The following is a 22269-nucleotide window of genomic DNA, read 5'->3' on the forward strand; positions in this document are numbered from 1 at the left end:
AAGTTCATCGGGGCTCCAATATGGAAAACGTGTCGATCGCCAGATATCGCAATGCCGACCGTGACGCGCCCGACGCGGCCGGTCCGTCCGTTATCGACGCCGACGCGCTCATGAGTTCCGAGCCCCACGTGGTCCACCCGTCGACGGGCGACGCGTGGATCGCGATCATCGAACCGAACTTCACCGGCCACCGCTGGCGTTACGTCGAGTGGATCGCACAGGCGTGCGTGGAAGCGGGGCATCGATGTGTCGTCGTCACCGATACGGAATACGCGAGCCATCCAGCCGCGCAGCGCATCGTGCGCGAAGCGCGGCCTGATGTGCGCCTCGTTCTGCTCGACCTGCACACCGTTGCGTTTGGCCCGCATTTCGTCGCGAACGTGTACATGCGCTTTCGCAACTTCTACGCGCGCGCGTTGCGGCAGCTCAATCAGCAAATGCACGTGCGGCTCGTGGTGGCGCCCTTCGCTGACTACTTCTTTTACACGCTCGCGGGGCTCGATTCGCCGTTCGGCGAGACACCCTGGATCGCCATTGTGATGGGCATGACGTTCCATCACGCGAGTATCGGCTTGCGCACGCCGCGCCGTCCCGTGATCGACGTGGCGAAGAGGCTGCTGTTTCGCCGCGCCATGCGCGCGCGCGGGCTGCGCGTGCTGCTCACGATCGACCCGACGCTGCCCGACTGGTTCGCCAGCACGCGCCCCGAGCGCGCCGCACCCCTGAACTATATTGCCGACCCGTTTCCCGAAATCGGGGGCATCGATCCGAACGTCGCGCGCGAGCGCCTGAAACTCGACGCGAATATGCGCTATCTGCTCGTCTACGGCCAGATCGGTGAACGCAAGGGCATTCGCGAACTGATGCTCGCGCTCGCGCACAGGCACGACATGCCGTGCCTCGTCATCGCCGGCCAGCAGGACGACGAGACACGCGCGTTCATCAACGCGCACGCACCGCAGCTCACGCCTGCGCCGGGGATCTTCAACGAGTTCATCTCCGAGGAGCGTGAGCGCGATCTTTTTTCCGCTTGCGACGCCGTGTGGATCGGCTACAAGCAGCACTACGGCATGAGCGGCGTGCTCGTGCAGGCGTACCGCTTCGGCAAGCCCGTGGTGGCGAGCGCAGACGGCCTGATCGGCTGGTATTGCCGTGACGGCGCACTCGGGCCGCTGCTCGACGACCTCGAGCCCGCCACGATCGTGCGCGCGCTCCATGCGCTCGCCGCGCGCTGGGCCGACGGCGAGTCAGCCGCGCGGCCCGGAACCGATCACTTCCTTTCGCGCAACACGCTCGACCAGTTCAAGCGGACGCTGCAAGCCGCCATGACCTGAGCGCCGTCGATCCGCGCCCTGTTCCCCGCATGGAAACGGGCACGGAGAATTCAGCACGCCGAATGGAACTGCGCGAACCGTGCGACGGCAGACTCAGGCAATGCCTTCGACCTTGCCCTCCACTGCGGAAGTCTCGCTGCGCGCCGGAGCAATCGCCCCGCGCGTGTCGGGGAACATCGCGTCGCGCAAACGCAGGAACGGAAATTCGACGGCGCGCGTCGTGAGATAGCCGAGTGCCGAAGCAATGGCGAACTGCGCGACGATCACGACGGGCCAGGCGGCGAGCGGCGGCACGCCGAGGGCGCTCGCCTTGTGGATCAGATAGTCGCCGGGCGCGAGCGCCAGCGAATGCCACAGGTAGATGCCATACGAGTACACGCCGAGCCACGCCAGACCGCGATACACCCACGTCGAGCGCAGACTGCCGGAATGCTCGAGCACGAGCATGATGAGGGCGCCGAAACCGATGGCCTGGAGCGTGTAGCCAATGCTTTCGTCGAGCGCGATGTGGGGCGTCGCGAACACGAGCCAGGCGAGCAGCAGCCCCACAGCGCCAATGAGCCAGCGCTTGCTCGCGACCAGCCTGCGCCAGACTTCGGGCTTCATCCAGTAAATGGTCGCGAGAATGACGCCGACGAGCAGGCTGTCCATGCGGTACTGCGTATAGTTGAACGCGCCTGCGAGATCCCCCTTCGAAACCGCGACGCAACGCGCGCCGAGCACGATCACGCAAAGGCCGGCCATCACCGCGATCAGCGCATTGGCGCGCAGCCGGAAGTGCGAGAGCAGGATCAGCAGCGCGGGCAGGAACAGATAGAAGTGCTCTTCGACGGCGAGGCTCCACGTTTGCGCAATGGAGGTGCCGAAGTAGTTCTGCATGTGCGTGAGGTTCTGCCAGAGGAACGTATCGCGCGGATGACGGCCCACCAGCGCGTGAAAGAAAATCAGCACGTAGTAGGCAGGCCAGATCTTGAAGATCCGCCGCACGATGAAGCGGCGCGCGCCGATGTGCCCCGATTGCGCGTACTGGCGCAACAGCAGCCCGCCAACAAGAAAGCCGCTCAGCGTGAAGAAGAGATTCACGCCTTCATGGCCGAAGCTTTTCAGCGGAAATTCGAGCATGCGGATCCAGGCATGGCCCGTGCTCACCGTATGGAAGTGATAACCCATCACGACAAAGATCGCGAGTCCGCGCACGAAGTCGAGTTCGACGGAACGCCCCGGCGTCGACGATACCGCTTCGCGTAGTCGCTTCATGGCGCTTTTCCTCGCTGGGTCCATGCCCGATTCTTCCGCAAGGCAGACAAATGAAAAAGTTACTGCTGCGGGCCCCATCATGCGCACAGCGCTCGTGCACCGTGCGCCAAGTTCCCGCCCTTCTCGGCCAGCGGTGTGGGGCACACCACACCCGGAATCAGAATATTTTTCCTGCCGCCACAACCCTGCCGCTTCCCGCCACCGCCATACGCAGGCCGCTTGCGGCGTTTTATATTGAATCGAGCCTTCGCATGCAGCGTGCTCTAGCGTTGCACATCGCATGCGACCCCAAGCAGCGCACCGGGAGGAATGCCGATGCGGAATAAACATGCTGTCCTGTGGATCTGGTTGTGCCTCGTGCCTCTCGCTTTCGACTACAAGGCGCCCGACTCCCAGTTCGGCCACAGTGCACAATGGCTGGTCGTCGTTCCGGCCCTGGCAGGCGCCGCCATCCTCGCGATGATCGGCCCGCGCTTCGCGCGCGCCTCGCGGCTGCGCACGTTCGTCACGCGCGCGCTCGTGCTGAGCCTGGTCGGCAGCGTGATCGCGCAGATGCTGCGGCACAATCCGCTTGGCAACTACCTGCGCGTGATGCTGCCCTTCCTGCTGTTCGCGCTCGGCTATGCAGCCATGTGCCGCCCGTGGCACCCGATCCGCATCATGCAGATGCAGCGCGCGCTCTATTACGCGAATGTGCTCTGCCTCGGGTTCACGTTCGTATTCGGCCTGCTCGCGGTGGGCGGACCGCTGTCCGATATCCGGTTTCGCATTGTCTCGCCAACGATGCTCGCGCTGCAGGCCATGGTGTTCAATGAATTCATCGTCGCGCGGCGCTTCAAGCCGACCATGGTGCTCGTGTTCCTCGCCACGCTCGTGGTCGAACTGCTGAGCGTCACGCGCAGCCTGCTGATCGCCACCGTGCTGCTGGCCATGTTCGCCGCGTGGCTCGCTTCGCCCTCGATGAGCCATCTGATCAAGTCGTTCTTCCGGGCCGGCGTGGCGCTTTCTTTCGTCGTGGCGCTGGGCGTGGGCACGGCGTGGCTCTTCCCGTCCATCACCCAGCACTGGACCCAGCGCGTCACCGCCGCGCAGAACTCGGAATCCGACCGCGACCCGACAACGGTCACGCGTATCGCGGAGATGCGCGATCAGTACGATCAGGTCACCGGTTCGAAGACAACGCTGTTGTTCGGCATGGGCTATGGCCACGTCTACCGCTACTCGCCGATTTACTTTCAGTACGTGAACCAGACGTTCAGCAAGGACGATTACTTCAACACCAACGACTGGGTAGCCGGCCACAACTTCTGGGTGTACCAGCTGTACGCGGAAGGCCTCCTGTTCGGTGCGTGCCTGCCGCTCGCGGTGATCGTCGCGCTCATCGTCGCGGGCTGCGCATTCAGACGATGGCGACGCATTGCGCCGCGCCATCCGCTGCTGATGCCGCTCAGCATGTCGATCCTCGTGCTCGCCGCGCTGCCGGGCGCGTCGATCGGCGGCAATCCGCTCGGAACGCGTTTTTCGGGCCTCGTCTATGGCCTTGCGCTCGGTGTCATCGTCGCGCTGCACTCACAGCTTCATTACCGGATCGACCTCGTGCGCAAACGCCAGCGCCTGCAGCCCTGGTACCGTCACGATCCCGCCTTCCAACCCACGGCGCCCGCGGCGGCGCCGGTGCCGCTCAATGCCTACGCGACCCCGGAGCCCCGATGAGAATCCTGCACCTCGTACCCACCGTAGACCCGCGTTCGGGCGGACCCATCGAGGGCGTGCGTCAGAGCGGCCTCGCGATGACGGCGCTCGGGCATCAGATCGAGGTGGCATCGCTCGACCCGATCGACGCACCGTACGTGCGCGAATTTCCGTTGGCGCTGCACGCGCTCGGCCCGGGTCGCGGGCACTATGCGTACTGCCCCGGCTACGTGCCGTGGCTGCGCGCGAATGCCGGACGCTTCGACGCCGCGATCGTGCACGGGCTCTGGCAATACCACGGCTTCGGCGCATGGCGCGCGCTGCGCCGCGCACAGGTGCCGTACTACGTGTACACGCACGGCATGCTCGACCCGTGGTTCAAATCGACTTACCCGCTCAAGCATCTGAAGAAATGGGCGTACTGGCCGTGGGGCGACTATCGCGTGCTGCGCGACGCCGCGGCCGTCATCTTCACCACCGACGAAGAACGCCTGCTCGCGCGCGAATCGTTCTGGCTCTATCGCGCCAACGAGCGGGTCGTGCCGTTCGGCACCAATGCGCCGCGCGAGGATCCGTACGCGTTGCGCGAAGCCTTCCTGCAAGCGTCGCCGCATCTGCAGAACAAGCGCATCGTGCTGTTCCTCGGGCGCCTGCACCCGAAAAAAGGCTGCGACATGCTGGTTCACGCGTTCGCCGAGCACGCGCGCGAGGTGCCGGACGCGCATCTCGTGATCGCGGGGCCGGACGCGAGCAACTGGCAGCCCGCGCTGCAGACGATCGCGCAATCGCACGGCATCGCGCATCGCATCAGCTGGCCGGGCATGCTGCAGGGCAGCCTCAAGTGGGGCGCGTTTTACGCGAGCGATGTGTTCGTGCTGCCCTCGCATCAGGAGAACTTCGGCGTTTCGGTGGCCGAAGCGCTGGCGTGCGGGCTGCCGGTGCTGATCTCCGACAAGGTGGGCGTGTGGCGTGAGGTCGAGGCGGATCACGCGGGCTTCGTCGCGCCCGATACGATCGCGGGCACGCAACGGCTCTTCGCGGCCTGGCGCGCGCTGGACGAGCGCGCGCGCGGCGCCATGCGCTCGCAGGCGCGGCGCACATTCGACGCGCGCTTCGCGATGGACGGCATGATGCGCTCCCTGCTCGCCTTGTTGCAGGAAGCGCCGTCAGCGCAGGCCGCCGCGCGATTTCGCGCCGGGACTCCGATGAGCGCCATGGCGCACGGCGTGCCCGGGGAGCAGGCGGAACAGACAGCGCCGGCACAGAACTGAACGCTGCAGGCCGCGACGAAACGCGGCGGGCGGCGGGCGGCGGGCTCGGCAATTGAATGAGAGAGTGAAAACGGTAGGGATTGGCAGGGGTGACGAGGCAACGCAGCTTGAACGTAGATAACGAACCGGACGCGAACCGAACTCGAGTCGGCGCGAATCGAACAATCGAACAATGAGCCCGCGTTGCGCTTTCGTGGCGATGTGCGAATCCTGTGAGGAAGGGGGCAAGACTATGTTGCACAACACAGCTGTTTGTTCCGGCGGGGAGGCCGCCGACGCAACCGCGAAGCAGCGCGCGGACGATGGACTCTCAAGGGTGCGCGCGTGGCGCGAAGCATGCAGCAAGGCGCCCGGTTTGCGCCGCGCAGCGGCACGCCGTGCATGGGCCGCGTTCGCGGCGCTGGTGTCGGCCATGGCGCTTTCAGGCTGCGGCTTGTCGCCGGGCATGACGGCGCCTTCGAGCGTCACCGAGGCCAAGGCTGCCACAGATGCCGCGCGCACGGGCGGCAAGGGCGATCAACCACCGCCGGGCGCGCTCGTCGAGATCAATAACGAACTGGTCGCGAAGGAGGCTGCGGCGAGGCCGACAGCCATCCCGGCCGACGTCGAGACACTGTTCGGCACGCCCAAGCCCTACACGCTCGCGCCCGGAGACGTGCTGAGCATCGTCGTGTGGGACCATCCCGAGATGAATCTGCCGACGAACGGCAGCGGTGGAAGCAGTAGCTCGCAGGACCAGAGCGCCAGCCAGGTGCAGTCGGGCTACACCGTCGACTCGACGGGCGCGATCCAGGTGGCCTACGTAGGTCCGATCCACGTGGCGGGGCTCACCGAGATGCAAGCCCGCGACCTGGTGTCGAAGAAGCTCGCCTACTACCTGAACAAACCGCAGGTGACGCTGCGCATCGAGTCGTACCGGAGCCGGCGCGTGTATGTGGACGGCGAAGTACGCACGCCCGGGCTCATGGTGCTCAACGACATGACGATGTCGCTGCCCGAGGCGATCAATCGCGCGGGGGGCTTTACGGCGGCGGGCGACCGTTCGCGCGTTAGCGTGACGCGCGGCGACAAGACGATCATGGTGAACATTCCCGACATGATCAAGAAAGGCATGAACCCGGACAAGATCCTGCTGCAGAACGGCGACCTCGTGCGGGTGTATTCGGCGAACGAAAGCCGGGTGTTCGTGCTAGGCGAAGTCGGGCACCCGGGGCCGCTGCCGTTCGACAACGGGCATCTCTCGCTGAACGACGCACTCGGCAACGCGGGCGGCATCAGCCAGTCGTCCGGCGACGCTTCACAGGTCTACGTGGTCCGCGGGCAGAAGGAAGGACACCGAACGGTCTATCACCTCAACGCTTCGACGCCCGAGGCGATGGCCACGGCCGACGAGTTCGAACTGAAGCCGAACGATGTCGTGTTCGTCGATGCATCGGCGCTCGTGAAGTGGAGCCGCGTGGTCAGCCTGATACTGCCGAGCACGCAGGCAGCCGCCGCGGGCCGGATGGTCGGATACGGGTACTAACCGGTACTGTTGCTCGTGGTTCGTGTGGGCAGGCCTTCTGGCCTGCTCACATCGCGATCGAGCCGGCCTGATCCACCGTCATGACTTGCCTGGCGCGCTCTCCTCGAAGCGCCAGCGCAGGAAGCGGCACGGATTGCCGCCATACACGCCGCCCGCTTCGAGCGAGCGGTGCACGACCGAGAGCGGCGTAACCACGGCCGAGCGTCCGATCGTGACGCCCATCTGCACGACGCATTTCGATGAGATCCAGACGCCGTCCTCGATCACGATCGGGACCACGTGCAGGTCCATGTTCGTGCGCAGGTCGTGCGAGCCGGCGCTGAGAAACGCGCCCTGCGAAATACAGACGTTCGAGCCGATGCGGATGGGCGCCTGGTTGTAGATCCATACGTCCACGCCGATCCAGCAGTTGTCGCCCAGTTCGAGATTCCATGGCGCCTTCACGCGCATGGGGTGCACGAGCCGGCAGCCCTCGCCCACTTTCGCGCCGAAGAGGCGCAGCAGCCCCACGCGCAACGCCGAAAGCGGCAACAGACGGTTGTCGAGCACACAGGTCTCCAGCACGTACCACACGGCCTGTACGAGCTTGCCGCGGCGCCCCACGTAGTTGCCCTTGCCCGCCCGGCTCAAATCGATCACGCGGATGTCCGCGCCCGCGGGCCGAGCGGCCTGCGGTGGCTGGGTCGGCTCCGGTGGAGCGGCGCCTGCCGGCGGCGCCTCGCCGGCCTCGTTGCGCCGCCCGTTCGCGCCGAGGCGCCCGATACCTTCGAACGTTTGAGCCATGAACGCTCCTTGCCCGTCCGGGCCGGTTTCCGTTGACTGTTCTGCTTGTCCTGGTCGTCCTGCCTGTTATGCGATCGCGAGCCCGCACGCCGGGTCGCATCGACCGTTTCATTATCGGGCGGCCGCCCCGCCGCCTCGCGTGCGTGGCCGACGCGGCAGGGGTTTTGGCGCAGCGGCGCGACGCGGTGTCGGCAACATGAAGGCATGGCGCCGCACCGTTCGCGGCGCAGGATAGACACCATGCCCGGTTTTGATCGTCGCCAGTTCCCGCCCATCGCTCACGCGGCGCACGCGCGAAGCACGTTCAGGGGCGCCGCGCCCTACGTGCTCGCCGCCGCACTGCAAGCCGCGTGCGCCGCATGGCCGTGCGCGGCGCTTGCGCAGCGCGCCCCGGACACGGCCTCGTCCGCTTCGTCGAGCGATCGGGGAGACACACTGTCGTCCGCCGCGAGCCGGCAAAAATTCGACGAACAGCGCTTGCTCGGCGGCCCGCGTTCCTCCGGCAACCCCTACAGCGCGAACCCGTACGCCAGCGACGGCGCCTCGCCAGAAGACGCCGAAGACGCGCTCACGAACGAAAAGCACATGCATGTCGTCCCGCCAGGGGATAAACCGGCGAGCGATGCCAGCGGCTCGGGGGGCAGGGACGCCCGCTCGGACGCATCGTCGAGAAGCGCGGGCGGAGGTGTCCGGAGTCACAGCAGGATCGGCGCGAACGGTCAGTCGCGCGCCGGCAACGCGGTGGCGAGGAACGCCGCCGGCACCGGCGGGCGTCATGCGAGCGCCGGCTACGACTACGGCGCCAGCCAAACCTCGCCGACTGCGCAGGTCTATGGCAATCCGTACGGCAGTCCGTACGGATCGCCGGACGAGCCCAACGCCACACTCTATAAATCACCCTGGTAGCCAGTCGTGCGCGGCGACCGATGAGGCTCGCGACGCCGCCGCCCCGTCGCTGGGCAGACGGTGCCGTCGTCACGCTTTCGCGCGCTCACACGTCGTACTGCTCGATCTCCGGCAACGTCGACCCGCCTTTGCCAGCCGCATGCGCGGGCTCGCGCGCCGAAGCGGCGCCGCCGCTTGTTGCGGGCTGCGGCGCGCCGGCCGGCTCGAGCGCCTCGCCGGCGAGCGCGGATAGCCTCGCTTCGAGCGCGTCGAAGATGGATTGCGGCGACAGCATGCGCTTCGCGTAGCGGCGCGCGGTACGGCCGAGCGCCGCGCGCCGCTCGGGATCGTCGGCCAGCGCGGCGATCGCCGCAGCGAGTGCGTTGCCGTCCTCGGGCGGCACCACGACCCCGTGGTTCGACACCACGTCGAAGAGGCTCGTGCCGGGCCGTGCCATGGCGACCACCGCGCGGCCGCTCGCGAGCATGCCGGTCAGCTTCGACGGCATCACGAGGTCGGCGGCATCGTTGCGCTGCGGCAGCACGTGAATATCGGCGACGTTGAGCAACTCGTTGAGCATCGAAGCCGGCTGCAGCGGCAGCACGTGACAGTTGCGCAGCGGCTCGCAGCGCGCGATCAGCTCGCGCTTGGCCGCGCCGTCGCCGCAAAACACGAAGCTGATGTCGAACCGCCCGGCGAGCGCCGTCGCGACATCGGCGAGGATCTCGATGCCCTGCTTCGCCCCCATGTTCCCCGAGTAGAGCACGACGGTGTTCTCCTGGGAGATGCCCAGACGCCGGCGGAACAGGCTCGGATACGGCAACGGGAAGATCGCATGGGTGTCGACCCAGTTGGGCAAACACACGGCGCGCGATGGGTCCACGCCCTTGTCGATCGCGCGCTCGACCATGCGCGACGAGATCGACGATACGACGTCGAAGCGGCGCAAGAGCGCACGCTCGCCCGCGCGCGCCGCCCGCCCAAGTCGCGACGCGCCGCCCTGCAGCAGGCCCAGATCGAACGCCGCGTCCACTTCGAAGTCCTGAATATGGAGCCAGCTGCTCGCGCCGACCGCGCGCGCGAGCAGGAGAGCGCCCGGCGCGCAGAAGAGCGTCGGCACGATCAGCATGACGGCCTGCGGCCGCCACGCCGAGAGCCGCGCGAGCAACGGCAGCGATGTGAGCGCGAAGCTCACCAGGTGCACGATGCGCTTGAGGCCGCCCTGCCTCGAAGGCACCCATAGCGGCGCACGCCACACGCCCACGCCGCCAAGCGTTTCGCGTTTGTACCGCCACGCACGATAGCCCTCGTGCACGCGCCACTGCGGGTAATAAGGCGGCGCGCACACCACGCGCACCTCGTGGCCGCGCGTGGCGAGCAGCTCCGCCATTTCGGCCGTATATTTGCCCACGCCTGTCACTTCCGGCGCGTAGTTCAGTCCGTAGATCAGGATTCTCATTGCGTCGCTTCCGTCCCTGAACTGCTTGTATGCCCCGCTTGTATTCCGCTTTATTTCGTCTCGCGCGCCGAGCGAAAAAAAGCGGGCGTCGAGCATCCGGTCCGCGCACGACGCCCACCGCCAATCAATCGGACGCTCGACCCATCCTGCAAGCCGGAGAGGCCTGTCAACCTGTCAAGCGCGCATGCCCGCCTCGTACGCCGGCGCGGCATGCGTGTGAAGAAAGTCGTCGTAGGTGCGGGCGAGCCCCTCCTCGAGGCCGATGTGTGCGTGCCAGCCCAGATCGCCCAGGCGCGACACGTCGAGCAGCTTGCGCGGCGTGCCGTCGGGCTTCGTCGAGTCGAACACCAGTTCGCCTTCGAAGCCGACCACGTCGCACACGCGCTGCGCGAGGTCGCGGATCGACAGATCCTCGCCGACGCCCACGTTGTATACGCCGTCGCCGGTCTCGTGCTCCAGCACGAAGATCGTCGCATCGGCGAGATCGTCCACGTGCAGGAACTCGCGGCGCGGCCTGCCGGAGCCCCAGACAGTCAGCGTGCGCTGGCCGTTCGTGCGCGCCTCGTGCGCCTTGCGGATCAGCGCGGGCAGCACATGGCTGCTGCCGAGGTCGTAGTTGTCGTTGGGGCCATAGAGGTTGGTCGGCATGAGCGATACGAAATGCGTGCCGTATTGGCGGTTGTACGCTTCGCAGAGCTTGAGGCCCGCGATCTTCGCAATCGCGTAGGCCTCGTTGGTCGGCTCCAGCGGCGACGTCAGCAGATAAGTCTCGCGAATCGGCTGCGGACACTCGCGCGGATAAATGCACGACGAGCCGAAAAACACCAGCCGCTCCACGCCCGCGTTGTACGACGCCCGGATCACGTTGGTCTCGATCGCCAGGTTGTCCCAGGCGAATTGGGCAGGCTGCGTGGAGTTCGCGAGGATGCCACCCACGCGCGCGGCGGCGAGCAGCACCGCGTCGATGTTCTCGCCATCGAAGAACGCATCGACCGCGGCCTGGTCCGTCAGATCCAGCTCCGCGTGCGTACGCGTAACGAGATTCCAGTAGCCGTGCGTCTGCAACGCGCGCACGAGCGCCGAGCCCACCATGCCGCGGTGGCCGGCAACGAAGATTCGGGAGTTCTTGTCCATTGCATCTCACTCATGATGTTCGAGAGCCCTGAAGCCGGCCAGTGTGACGAGCGCGTCGCGCCGGGCAGACTGGTAGTCGGCCCGTACCATTTCCTTGACGAGCGCCTGAAACGTGGTGACCGGTTTCCAGCCCAGCTTCTCCTGCGCCTTGGAAGCGTCGCCGAGCAACGTTTCCACTTCGGCCGGGCGGAAGTAGCGCGGGTCGACGCGCAGGATCACATCCCCCGCTTCGAGCCGCGTATCTCGCGAGTCCACGTGGTCGACAACGCCCACTTCGTCCACGCCGGTGCCCTCGAAGCGCACCGTGATGCCCAGTTCCGCCGCCGCGGCACGCACGAAATCGCGCACGCTGTATTGCACGCCCGTCGCGATCACGTAGTCTTCGGGCTGCTCCTGCTGCAACATGCGCCACTGCATGTCGACGTAGTCGCGCGCATGGCCCCAGTCGCGCATGGCCGACAGGTTGCCGAGATACAGCACCTTCTGCAGGCCGACTGCGATGCGCGCAATCGCACGTGTGATCTTGCGCGTGACGAATGTCTCGCCGCGTTGCGGCGACTCGTGATTGAAGAGGATGCCGTTGCACGCGTAAATGCCGTGCGCCTCGCGGTAATTCACCGTAGTCCAGTACGCGAACAGTTTCGCGACCGCATACGGGCTGCGCGGATAGAACGGCGTGGTCTCGCGCTGCGGCACTTCCTGAACGAGCCCATACAGTTCCGAGGTCGAAGCCTGGTAGAAGCGAGTCTTCTTCGCGAGGCCGAGAATGCGGATCGCCTCGAGCATGCGCAGCGTGCCGAGACCGTCCGCGTTGGCCGTGTACTCCGGTTCGTCGAACGACACGGCCACGTGGCTCTGCGCGGCGAGGTTGTAGATCTCGTCGGGCGCGATCTCCTGGATCACGCGCAACAGGGCCGTGGTATCGGTCATTTCGCCATGGTGCAGCTGAATGCCCGCTTCCGAGTCGTGGATGTCGCGATACAGGTGATCGATGCGGTCCGTATTGAAGAGCGAGGAGCGCCGCTTGATGCCGTGCACCTCGTAGCCCTTGTTCAATAGCAGTTCTGCGAGATACGAACCGTCCTGACCGGTGATGCCGGTAATCAACGCAACCTTACGAGCCATTGCCATCGTTCTCTCCTCGCGTGCGAGAAATGGGACTGGTGGTTCAAACATCGGCGAGCCGCCCCTATACGGCCCGCCAATCTGCCGCTACCTACCCTGCAATGCTTTCATAGCCGTAGTAACCGCCGCGATAGCCGCCGCCGATGAACGCGCCCGTCTTCGGCACGTCGGTGAGCAGCACGCCGCGCAGGTTCACGCCGCCGATGCGCAGGCGCTTGACCGTCTCCTCGAGCTCCGAAATCGGATGGCGGCCGTGGCGGATCGCCAGGAGCGTCGTGCCCGCGTAGCGTCCGATCACGGTCGAGTCGGTCACCGCGAGCACCGGCGGCGTATCGACGATCACGAGGTCGTATTTCGATTTGAGCTCGTCGAGCAGCGACTCGAAGCGCGGGCTCATGAGCAGCTCCGACGGGTGCGAGTGCAGCGAGCCCTTCGCGAGCACGTCGAGGCCCGGTAGCACGTCGCGCTGGATCGCGCGGTTCAGGTCCGCGCCGAGCAGCACGTCCGAGAGCCCCGGCTGATGCGCAATGCCGAAGTGCGAGTGCACATCGCCGCGCCGCATGTCGCCGTCGACGATCAGCACACGCTTGTTCACCGACGCGACGAGTGCCGCGAGATTGACCGAGAGGAACGACTTGCCGATGTCGGGCCGCGAGCCCGTGAGCATCACGATGTTGTTGCGCGCGTCGTTGAGCGTGAGCTGCAGCGAGGTGCGCAGGCTGCGCACGCCCTCCACCGCCACGTCCTGCGGGTTCTGCTGCGCGAGCACGTGCAGGCCGCGCCGGCGCGACGTGACGTGATGCTGGAGCCGCAGTTGCTGCGGGCTGCGCGGGACCACGGCGAACACGGGCACGCCGAGCGCGGCTTCGAGTTCGTCCGGCCGCTCGACGCCGCCATACAGCGACTTGCGCACGAACGCGACCAGCACGCCGAGCACGAGCCCAGCACCGATCGCGATCGCGATCACGATCAGCTTCTTCGGGCGCACCGGGTCATCGGGCGCTTCGGCGAAATCGACCACGCGCACGTCGCCGACCTGCCCCGCCCGCGCGACGCGCAGTTGCTGCGCGCTGTTCAGGAGGCTCGTGTAAAGCTCGGTGCTCACATGCACGTCGCGCAGAAGTCGCACCGCGGTCTGCTCGGTGTCGGGCAGTTGCGCCACATTGCGCGTGAGCTGCGACTGCGCGCTTTGCAGCGTCCCGATCTGCGCGTCGAGCGACTGCACGGCCGGGTGATGCTCGGTGAAGCGCTGCGCGAGTTCGGCGCGCTGCTGACGCAGGTCTTCGAGCCGGATCTTGTTGTCGCTCACCTGCTGGAGCAGCAGCCGGCTTTCTTCGCCGAGGTCCACCGTGCCGTGCTCGTTACGGAACTTGTTGTACTTCTGCTCGGCGGCGTCCACCTGTGCGCGAAGTTGCGGCAACTGGTCGTCGAGGAAGGCGAGCATGTGCTCGGCTTCCGCCGAGCGGCTCGCGATGTCCTGCTTGATGAACTCCTGCGCCACGTTGTTGAGGATCGCGGCGGTTCGCTTGCTGTCGTGGCCTTCGAGGCTCGCGCGAATCACGCCGGACTGCAGCCCGACCTCCTGGATGTCGAGCGCACGCTCCAGCCGGTCGACCGTGGTGAGCGTCGATGCGCGCGTGAGCAGGAAAGGCGTGCCCGGGGGCCCGCTCAGACTGTCCACGTGCAGCGCGATCGGCCCGACCGAGGTGTTGGCCTGCACGTCCTCGCCAACGCGGCCTTGCAGCAGCGGGATCCCGTCGGGGTCGCGCAGCGTGAACGTGCCCGGCTCGTCGCCGGCGACGAGCGTGAAGTCGTTATCGTAGAGGGCTTCGGGCGTATCGAAACGCGACACCGTGATGTCGCCGCCGGCCCACGCGTAACCGGACGGGCGCAGGAAGCCGGGCAGCTTTTGCGCCCAGGGCGCGCCCAGGATGCCGGAGAGCATGTTGCCGACCACAGGCATGACGCGCGGCCGCGCCGAAATGTCCAGATGCAGCTTGCGCACCGTCTCCTCGGTCACGTTGCGCGACTTCAGCATCTCGATCACGCCGTTGGGCGACGACTTCTCCTCGAACATGCCCGTGAGCGGCGGCAGGCTGGTGTCACGCTTGCTGCCGTCGCCCTTGTCGACGAGATGAAACAGCACGTCGGCGCGATAGGTCGGCGTGGCCAGGAATGCGTAGGCTGCGCCCAGCAACGTGACGGCGACCGTCACGATTGCGATCGCGCGCCAGTTGGCAACCATCGTCTGAAGGTAGTCGCCCAGATATCGCTCGTCGGCGCCTGCTGCGCCGTAGTAAGCGCCGTCATAATTCATCGCCATCTTGCTTCTCCCGAAACCTGGTGTTGCTCGTTTGTGTTGCCTTCTTGTGCTACTCGCTCTTGTTGCCCGCTCTCACGCGTCTTGACGAACCGTCGAATGAGCGCGCCGCGGCGCTCAGTACGCGTTGCGGCCAACCAGCCCGTGAACGATCGTGGCCGCGATGATGCGCATGTCGAGCCAGAACGACCAATGGCCGAGGTAATACAAATCGTGCGCGACGCGCATCTCCATCTTTTCGAGGCGGTCGGTCTCGCCGCGAAAGCCGTTGACCTGCGCCCAGCCGGTAATGCCGGGCTTGATGCGATAGCGGTGGATGTAGCCCTTCACCACGCTCTGATAGAGATCGTCGTGCTCCAGCGCATGCGGCCGCGGACCGACCACCGACATGTCCCCGCGCAGAACGTTGTAGAACTGCGGCAGCTCATCGAGGCTCGTGCGGCGCAGGAACGCGCCGATGCGCGTCACGCGCGGATCGTGGCGCGTCGCCTGGCTAACCGTGCCGGGCGCCTCCTTGTGCACGCGCATCGTGCGGAACTTGTAGATCGTGAAGACGCGGCCATCGGCGCCTTTGCGCCGCTGCTTGAAGAGCACCGGCCCCGGCGAACTCACTTTGACCGCAATCGCTATGCCTATGAGCAGCGGCATGAGGCTCACGAGCGCCAGCAACGCGAATACACGATCGAACATCGCCTTCTTGAACTGCGCGCTCGCGGGCAGCGGCGACGCCACGAGATTGATCGCAGGCACGCCCAGCAGTTCGATCACGCTGCTGGTATCGAAGAGCGCCAGCGACCGCACGTCCGGTATGAAGCGGATATTCACGAGGTCGTTGCGAAACTCGTTGACGAGCCTCACGACCGTGCGCTCCTCCGCGAGCGAAAGGGCGAGCCATAACTCGTGCACGTCGTGCTCGCGGATGTACTGAGCGAACGACTCGATCGTCTCGCACACCGGGGCCGCTTTCGCGCTCGCGGGCGTGGCCGCTTGCGGCATCGTGTTGTAGAGCGCGCCTGGGCGAAAGCCCGAGCCGGGCTCCGCATCGATGCGCCGCACGATCTCGTCGCATTGCGAGGCCGAGCCCGCGATGGCGACCTGGTGCAGATTCAGGCCGGCGCGGCGCACGTGCGCAAGCACGCCGTGCGCCGCGACGCGCCACGTAATGAGCAGGCCGCCGGCCACTGCGGTCCAGTACGCGAACCACAGGCGCGAAACGGCGTCGACGTGGTGCATCGTCGAATACATGGAAATCAGCGCGCAGCCCTGCACCACGAGCCACGCGAGCGATACCTGGCCCGCGAGCAACGCCTTGGAGCGGCCGCGCCATGACTGATAAAGCTCGAACGCCGGAAAGATCACGAGCGCGAACGCGGCCGCGAGCAGCACGAAAGCTTCGTTCACGCCGCGCGGCACGACATCGTTGAAGCGAATCTCGGATGCCACGCTCGCGCCGATCATCACGGCGGCCACGTCGAGCACTCTTGCCATCAAATTTTGTAGCTCGCGCATGCTCTCTCCCTTTGTCCCTATCCTGCCTGGCGGCTCGTGCCGCCCTGCTCAACCGCAGCGGCCGTAGGTGTCGTCGATGCGGACGATATCGTCCTCACCGAGGTACGCTCCGGACTGCACCTCGATGATTTCGAGCGGCACCTTGCCCGGGTTTTCCAGCCGATGGCGCACACCGAGCGGAATGTAGGTCGATTCGTTCTCCGTCAACAGAAAGGATTCCTCACCACGTGTGACGAGTGCGGTGCCGCGCACCACGGTCCAGTGCTCTGCGCGATGGTGATGCAGTTGCAGCGAGAGCCGTGCGCCCGGCGTGACCACGATGCGCTTGACCTGGAAGCGCTCGCCGCGATCGATCGAATCGTAGAAGCCCCACGGGCGCCTAACCTTGCGGTGCGAATCCGCCTCGGGCGCGCGGTCGGCCTTGATGCGCGCGACGAGCGCCTTCACGTCCTGCACCTTCGAGCGGTCGGCTACCAGCACCGCGTCGGCGGTCTCGACCACGACGAGGTTCGAGGTGCCCACACACGCCACGAGCCGTCCGTCCGAGTGCGCGTAGGTCGCCAGCGCCCCTTCGAACACCACGCGGCCGCGCCCTACGTTGCCGGCCTCGTCCTTCTCCATCGCGGCCCACACGGCGTCCCACGAACCGAGGTCGGTCCAGCCGGCGTCGAGCGCCACGACCACACCCTCGGGCGTCCAGCCGTTGCTGCCCGACAGGCGCTCCATCACCGCGTAGTCGATCGAGTCCGCGGGGGTGCCCTTGAAGGCCTCCAGCGCCGGCCGAAACACCGCGCCGTCGTGCTCGCCGTCGACAAAGGCGGCAAAGCACGCTGCATGCATGTCGGGCTGCAACGCGCGCAACGCGTCGAGCCATACGCTCGCGCGCATCACGAAGATGCCGCTGTTCCACCAGTAGCCGCCGTGTGCGACATACTGCGCCGCGATTTCGGGCGCCGGTTTCTCGACGAAGCCGTCGATGCGATGCGCGCCGTCCGCAATCGCCTCGCCGATGCGGATGTAGCCAAACCCGGTCTCGGGTGAACGCGGCGGCACGCCCAGCGTGACGATTGCACCGCGCTGCGCGTGGCGCGCGGCGCATTCGAGCGCGCGCTGCAAGGCGCCCACGTCGGCGATCGCGTGATCGGAGGGCATTACGATGAGAATCGCGTCGTCGCCGTTGGCGCACGCAAGCGCCGCGCCCAGCGTCAGCGCCGGCGCCGTATCACGCCGCGCGGGCTCGACCACGAGACGCGCTTCCATGCCGCACGCACTCAACTGCTCGGCGATCACGAAGCGATGGTCTTCACCACATACGACGATCGGCGCGCTCGCGACCTGCCACTCGGGCGAAAAGCCGTCGAGCCGGTGCACGGTCGCCTGCAGCAGCGTATCGCTACCCACCACACCAATTAGCTGCTTAGGGAAATGCTCGCGCGACATCGGCCACAGGCGCGTGCCCGAGCCGCCCGCCAACACCACGGGCACGATGCGCGTGCACGCCGCATCCTGTTCGCGCGCTGTGCCCGGCTCGCCTTCGGCATGAGCCTTAGCGTGTCCCTCATGAATCGGCGACCTTTCATTCATATTCGGACTCCTTCATATCGGGCAAGATCAACCCGGCTTTGCGACGAGCGACCTCTTTGTAACGAAGTGCGACCGTTGTTACCGCGGCGTTACGAGATGAGCCTCTATACGCCGGCTTCGCGGCGGCTTTGCTCGCGGTACTCGGTAGGCGAAATCATCATGCGCTTGCGAAAGATCTTGGCGAGGCGGTCACCATTGCCCATGCCGGTGCGGCGCGCGATCTTGTCGACCGGCAATTCCGAATCGGTAAGCAGGCTGCAGGTGATCGCAAGACGCGCATGCAAGAGGTAGTCCGATGGCGTGATGCCCATCTCCAGCTTGAAACGGCGCAGAAAGTTGCGCTCGCTCATCGCCGCGACCTGGGCTGCGTCGGCGATCGAAATCGCGCGCTGACAGTTTTCCTGCAGCCAGCGCGCCGCCGCTCGCACTTTGTCGGCAGGTGCGCTGCCAAGCGCATCGCCGAGGAACGGCAGGAGGTTGCCGCCCGAATCGGGCATGAGGCGCTCCGTTACGGCGCGTGCAACATCGACACCCAGATCGCGTTTGACGAGCGTGAGCGCGCTCTTCATCGATTCGAGCCGGTCGCTGGCGTCGCCGCCCGCTTCGTCGCGGCCGGTCTGCATCGCAAAGGAGCCGAACTCGTGTTGCGAGCGCTGGCTGCACAGGCTCGCCGCTTCGAGCAACGAACGACCTTCACCGATCGGACGAATGGTGCCGGTGTTCGCATGCACGCGACGCAGCCATGCGATCAGGCGCTCGTCATTGGCCGCCGCGTAGGCGCCTTTGCCGCCCGCCACGAAGAGCGCGTCGAAGCCGACGTAGTGACGCGCATCGAGTCCGTCCGTCCAGACACGCACCGATGACGAACAGGTTACGTTGCCGCCATCGGCTGAAAGGATGCTTACATCGTAGGGTGAGCTGCGAGTGGTGTCGGTAGAGAGTTCGTTGGCGACATGAAATACTTCGGCCACGATCCCTGCACCGAGCAACGAGCAACCATCGAACAACAGGATTGCAACGTGACGCACCTCCCGGCTGATACCCGCGGTAACCAGATGCGGGCGACTGAACGACGGCAAATCCAGACTTGCGTACGCCATGCTTTTCCCCTAAACAATCCCCCGTACCAAGCGAAAAGTCGCGGTAATAGCATTTCGATAGCATTCCGTGTGCAGTGCATCATATGCAGATAAAAATCGCTGCAACGATGACTGACCGAAACTGGCGAGACATTGGCGCATTCAGTCCGGTCGCGGACCGATTTGAAGCCTGCGCACCCTGCCTCGTTACAGGAAGCAAAACCATCTGAATAATAATTTGTTCGATTACATCGACCAGGCAAAAATGCCGGCAAACCTTGCAGCACGGTATTTTCGCCTTTACTACGACGAATCGTTCGGCGTCTTCCGATCGATGCAAACGCAAGGGATGGAAGCCAGGCGGGCAATAAAAGACTGCGCGCCTATTCGTCTGATTAAAAGACCTTTAAGAAGCCTCGAGCACCGATTTCCAGCACGCGAAGCGCATTTTAAACCCATTAAATCCTGTTTGCGCCGCACAATAAAAAAATTCACAGAGAGCCGTTTTATATGAACGCGCACTGCGAGCGGTGCACAACTCGCAAGCACATCTTTTAGAAAACTTTGCGCAAATTGCCTGGACGCTGGCGGCGAATGACGTCTGCGAGGAACTAGGCTTAGCCTTTCCCTTGCGAGGAACCCGCCAATGAGACCGCTCCTGGCCGTTGCATCCATACTTCCGTACTCGCCTTCAGCGCGTCCCTTATGCGCAATAGTGGTGCCTGCCGCCCTGCTTGCACTCGTGGCCTTGCTCGCGGCGCCACCTTGCCGCGCCGCAGAGGGGCCCGTGTGCCGTAGCGTCGCCAGCAGCGCGGCGACCGACGACGGCAATGACCTCATCTCGGCCGATACGCCCGGCAGCGACGGCACGCGTCTCTTTCCTCGCGGCAAGGGGGTGCGTATCGTCGTGACCACGCGTGCTGTGCGTGACGACAAGGTGCAATGGCAGCTCGCCGATGCGTGGAGCCGCCCGCAGGCAAGCGGCAGCTTTGCAGTGGCGGCCGGACCGCGTGTCACGTGGCTCGCCTGCACGATGCCGCAGGCGGGCTACTTCGCGTTTTCTGCGGCACTGGCTTCCGAGCCCTCTATGGGTTTGCCCCAGCGCGGCACACGGCCGGCAGGCATCACGACCTTCGGCGTATTGCCCGACGTGAGCGCGGCACTTCCCGCTCCCGCCTTCGCGCACGAGGATCTGCATCGCTTCGGCGGACAAGGTTCCGCATATATTGCGCCCGGCCAGCACTGCTGCGGCGGCGACGGCTTGCGGCCGCTCTACACGGATCTGGGACTCGCGTGGGCCAACGACAAGCGCGGCTGGTACGTCATGGAGCCCAAAGGCCCCAGGACATTCGACGCCACCGCCTCGCAGCTCGATCTGTCGTTCAAGCCCGGCGACATCATGCGATTGATCACGCTCGATGGCGTCCCCGCATGGGCAAGTCCGAATGGGGAGGAAACGCACAGCTACGCGCCATCGTCCGCGGCGCAGCTGCGAGACTACATGGCGCGCGTAGGCGCGGAATCCGCACGCGTGCGCGCGCAGGTCTTCCCGCGCCAGGCGCACAACTACTATCAGGTCACATGGGAGCCCGACGCGGACGGCGGCCTGCCATGGAAAGACAGCGACGTCCATTTCGTCGAACTCTACAAGGCCATCTACGAGGGCATACACTCGAGCGACCCTTCCGCGATCATCATGGGGCCGACCTATGCGGGCGTCGATGGCAATACGAAGTGGCTGAAGAAATTCGCACCACTTGGCATTGCTAAATATATCGACGGCGTGACGATTCACGGCTATTACGACTTCGGCACGAGCCCCTCGCATCCGCCCGAGCGCCTTTATGGCGCACCGGAAAAGGGCACGGTCTCGCTGCCGGAGGCAATGCGGGAGCTGCGCGCGACGATGCGCGACGTGCTCAAACCCGGCGCCCCGCTCTTCGTGACCGAAACGGGCATCAGCTACGACATCGGCACGAACTACGCACCGAACTACCCCGATGCGCAAACGCTGTATGCGCAAGGCGCGGTCGTCGCACGCACCCATCTGATCCTGTTGGGCGAAGGCGCCGACACCACGTTCATCTTCTACGGCGCGGACATGCCGGAGAATACGCCGGGCTATGGCGTGTTCTTCGAGCTCGAGCATCCCAAGGGCATGTATGGCGCGTCGAATATCAGCCCCAAGCCGGCCGCGCTCGCGGTCGCCACGATGACGCGGCTAATTGACGGCACCTATACGCTCGGGCCGTTGCGTGGCACGCCCGCGGGCGTGTGGGCATACGCGTTCGCGCGGCCCGTCGCAGGCCAGGACGGCGGCAAGGTCATCACGGCGCTGTGGAGCCACGACAACGCGCGCTGGAGTGCGAAGAGCGGCTTCGACGCCACGCGCGCGACGAACTACACGCTTCAGGTGGACGCGCGCGGACGCTCGGGCCGGGTGAGCGTGTTCGACATGATGGGCAACCCGACCACGATGACCTACACCGATGGCATGCTCCCGTTGCGCCTGACCGAGTCGCCCGTGTATGTGGTGTCGGACAACGCCGACGCCATCAAGGCCAATGCGGTCACGCCCGCGGGATACATCAAGCCCAGGCCTTGAGCACATCGCTGCCTGCCGGGGCCCGTTGACGCCAATAACGGGGCCTGGCATCTTGGCCCACGATAGCGAGACTTAGGCGGCTGTGGACAGTGCAACGCCATTTCGGCCCGCCTAGACTGCACATGAACGTGCCGCGTGCCTCGCACGCGCCGGGTGCGCAGCGGCTGCGCGACGGACCGACCCATCGACACGACCGACACTCCACGGATACCAACATCCATGCTGTCGCCTACCGAATTCCTGGAGGTGGTGCGGCTCGCGCCGCTCGTCGCGATCGACCTGATCGTCGCCGACGCCGACGGCCGCGTGCTCGTCGGCCAGCGGCGCAACCGCCCGGCGCGCGGCACGTGGTCGGTGCCGGGCGGACGCATCCACAAGGGCGAGCGGCTCGACGCCGCGTTCACGCGCATCGTCGAGACGGAGCTTGGCATCGCGAGCATGCACCGCTCTTCTGGGCGGTTCGTCGGCGTCTACGAGCATCATTATCCCGACAATTTCGCGGCGAAGAACGGCATCGGCACCCACTATGTGGTGCTCGCCTATGCATTCATGCTGGATAGCACGGTGCCCGTCGGGCGCTTCGACCAGCACAGTCATTACGCGTGGCTTTGGCCCGACGAACTGCTCGCGCGCGACGATGTGCACCGAAATACGAAGGAGTACTTTCGATAGAGACACGACGCGCGAGCCGGGCCCGCGTGACGAAA

The 22269-nt window shown here is 65.7% G+C and carries 16 protein-coding genes; 7 read left to right on the forward strand and 9 right to left on the reverse strand.

Going from position 1 to position 22269, the window contains the following annotated elements; genetic code table 11:
- Positions 1-29: 29 nt before the first annotated feature.
- Entirely contained in the window at positions 30-1334 is a 1305-nt protein-coding gene (locus VSR34_RS02925; RefSeq protein ID WP_342961822.1) for a glycosyltransferase, read from the forward strand.
- A 93-nt stretch (positions 1335-1427) separates the two neighbouring features.
- On the opposite strand, the gene VSR34_RS02930 is transcribed toward VSR34_RS02925, so the two are convergent.
- The gene (locus VSR34_RS02930; protein ID WP_342961823.1) at positions 1428-2591 is read right to left on the reverse strand and encodes an acyltransferase; all 1164 of its coding nucleotides are present in this window, start codon (positions 2589-2591) and stop codon (positions 1428-1430) included.
- Positions 2592-2906: 315 nt separating this feature from the next.
- On the opposite strand from VSR34_RS02930, the gene VSR34_RS02935 reads away from it, so the two are divergent.
- From VSR34_RS02935 to VSR34_RS02945, 3 genes are all read left to right on the forward strand, one after another.
- A complete protein-coding gene (locus tag VSR34_RS02935; RefSeq protein WP_051390690.1) occupies positions 2907-4304 on the forward strand; it encodes a hypothetical protein in 1398 nt (465 codons plus the stop codon).
- On the forward strand, positions 4301-5554 hold the full coding sequence (locus VSR34_RS02940; protein WP_028209487.1) for a glycosyltransferase: 1254 nt from the start codon (positions 4301-4303) through the stop codon (positions 5552-5554). Before VSR34_RS02935 ends, VSR34_RS02940 begins: the two co-directional genes overlap by 4 nt.
- Positions 5555-5966: 412 nt before the next feature.
- Positions 5967-7079 carry a polysaccharide biosynthesis/export family protein gene (locus VSR34_RS02945; protein ID WP_238327589.1) on the forward strand — a complete coding sequence of 371 codons (1113 nt, stop codon included), beginning with the start codon at positions 5967-5969 and terminating at the stop codon, positions 7077-7079.
- A 78-nt stretch (positions 7080-7157) separates the two neighbouring features.
- Here VSR34_RS02945 and VSR34_RS02950 read toward each other — a convergent pair whose 3' ends face one another.
- Positions 7158-7862: a DapH/DapD/GlmU-related protein gene (locus VSR34_RS02950; RefSeq protein ID WP_342961824.1), complete on the reverse strand. Its 705-nt coding sequence runs from the start codon at positions 7860-7862 to the stop codon at positions 7158-7160.
- 240 nt (positions 7863-8102) lie between these two features.
- Between VSR34_RS02950 and VSR34_RS02955 the strand changes: the two genes are divergently transcribed.
- Positions 8103-8768, forward strand: a complete 666-nt coding sequence (locus VSR34_RS02955) for a hypothetical protein (RefSeq protein WP_028230121.1) — start codon at positions 8103-8105, stop codon at positions 8766-8768.
- Positions 8769-8853: 85 nt separating this feature from the next.
- Here the strand turns inward: VSR34_RS02955 and VSR34_RS02960 are convergent, their stop codons facing one another.
- From VSR34_RS02960 to VSR34_RS02990, 7 genes are all read right to left on the reverse strand, one after another.
- Positions 8854-10206: a glycosyltransferase WbuB gene (locus tag VSR34_RS02960; protein ID WP_342961825.1), complete on the reverse strand. Its 1353-nt coding sequence runs from the start codon at positions 10204-10206 to the stop codon at positions 8854-8856.
- 174 nt (positions 10207-10380) lie between these two features.
- The gene (locus tag VSR34_RS02965) at positions 10381-11340 is read right to left on the reverse strand and encodes a GDP-L-fucose synthase (protein ID WP_028209484.1); all 960 of its coding nucleotides are present in this window, start codon (positions 11338-11340) and stop codon (positions 10381-10383) included.
- 6 nt (positions 11341-11346) lie between these two features.
- On the reverse strand, positions 11347-12465 hold the full coding sequence (gene gmd / locus VSR34_RS02970) for a GDP-mannose 4,6-dehydratase (RefSeq protein ID WP_342961954.1): 1119 nt from the start codon (positions 12463-12465) through the stop codon (positions 11347-11349).
- A 91-nt stretch (positions 12466-12556) separates the two neighbouring features.
- Positions 12557-14788: a polysaccharide biosynthesis tyrosine autokinase gene (locus VSR34_RS02975; protein WP_342961826.1), complete on the reverse strand. Its 2232-nt coding sequence runs from the start codon at positions 14786-14788 to the stop codon at positions 12557-12559.
- Positions 14789-14902: 114 nt separating this feature from the next.
- The gene (locus VSR34_RS02980; RefSeq protein ID WP_342961827.1) at positions 14903-16294 is read right to left on the reverse strand and encodes an undecaprenyl-phosphate glucose phosphotransferase; all 1392 of its coding nucleotides are present in this window, start codon (positions 16292-16294) and stop codon (positions 14903-14905) included.
- A 48-nt stretch (positions 16295-16342) separates the two neighbouring features.
- A complete protein-coding gene (locus tag VSR34_RS02985; RefSeq protein WP_342961828.1) occupies positions 16343-17878 on the reverse strand; it encodes a mannose-1-phosphate guanylyltransferase/mannose-6-phosphate isomerase in 1536 nt (511 codons plus the stop codon).
- A gap of 104 nt (positions 17879-17982) precedes the next feature.
- A complete protein-coding gene (locus tag VSR34_RS02990) occupies positions 17983-18978 on the reverse strand; it encodes a helix-turn-helix domain-containing protein (protein WP_028230115.1) in 996 nt (331 codons plus the stop codon).
- Between the two features lie 766 nt (positions 18979-19744).
- Here VSR34_RS02990 and VSR34_RS02995 point away from each other — a divergent pair.
- Positions 19745-21562 (forward strand): hypothetical protein, encoded by a 1818-nt coding sequence (locus VSR34_RS02995; protein WP_342961829.1) that lies wholly within the window; start codon positions 19745-19747, stop codon positions 21560-21562.
- Positions 21563-21781: 219 nt separating this feature from the next.
- Positions 21782-22234 (forward strand): GDP-mannose mannosyl hydrolase, encoded by a 453-nt coding sequence (locus VSR34_RS03000; RefSeq protein ID WP_028209478.1) that lies wholly within the window; start codon positions 21782-21784, stop codon positions 22232-22234.
- The last annotated feature ends 35 nt before the right edge of the window (positions 22235-22269 follow it).

The sequence above is a fragment of the Paraburkholderia sp. JHI2823 genome (assembly GCF_038900695.1).
Lineage (GTDB): Bacteria > Pseudomonadota > Gammaproteobacteria > Burkholderiales > Burkholderiaceae > Paraburkholderia > Paraburkholderia mimosarum.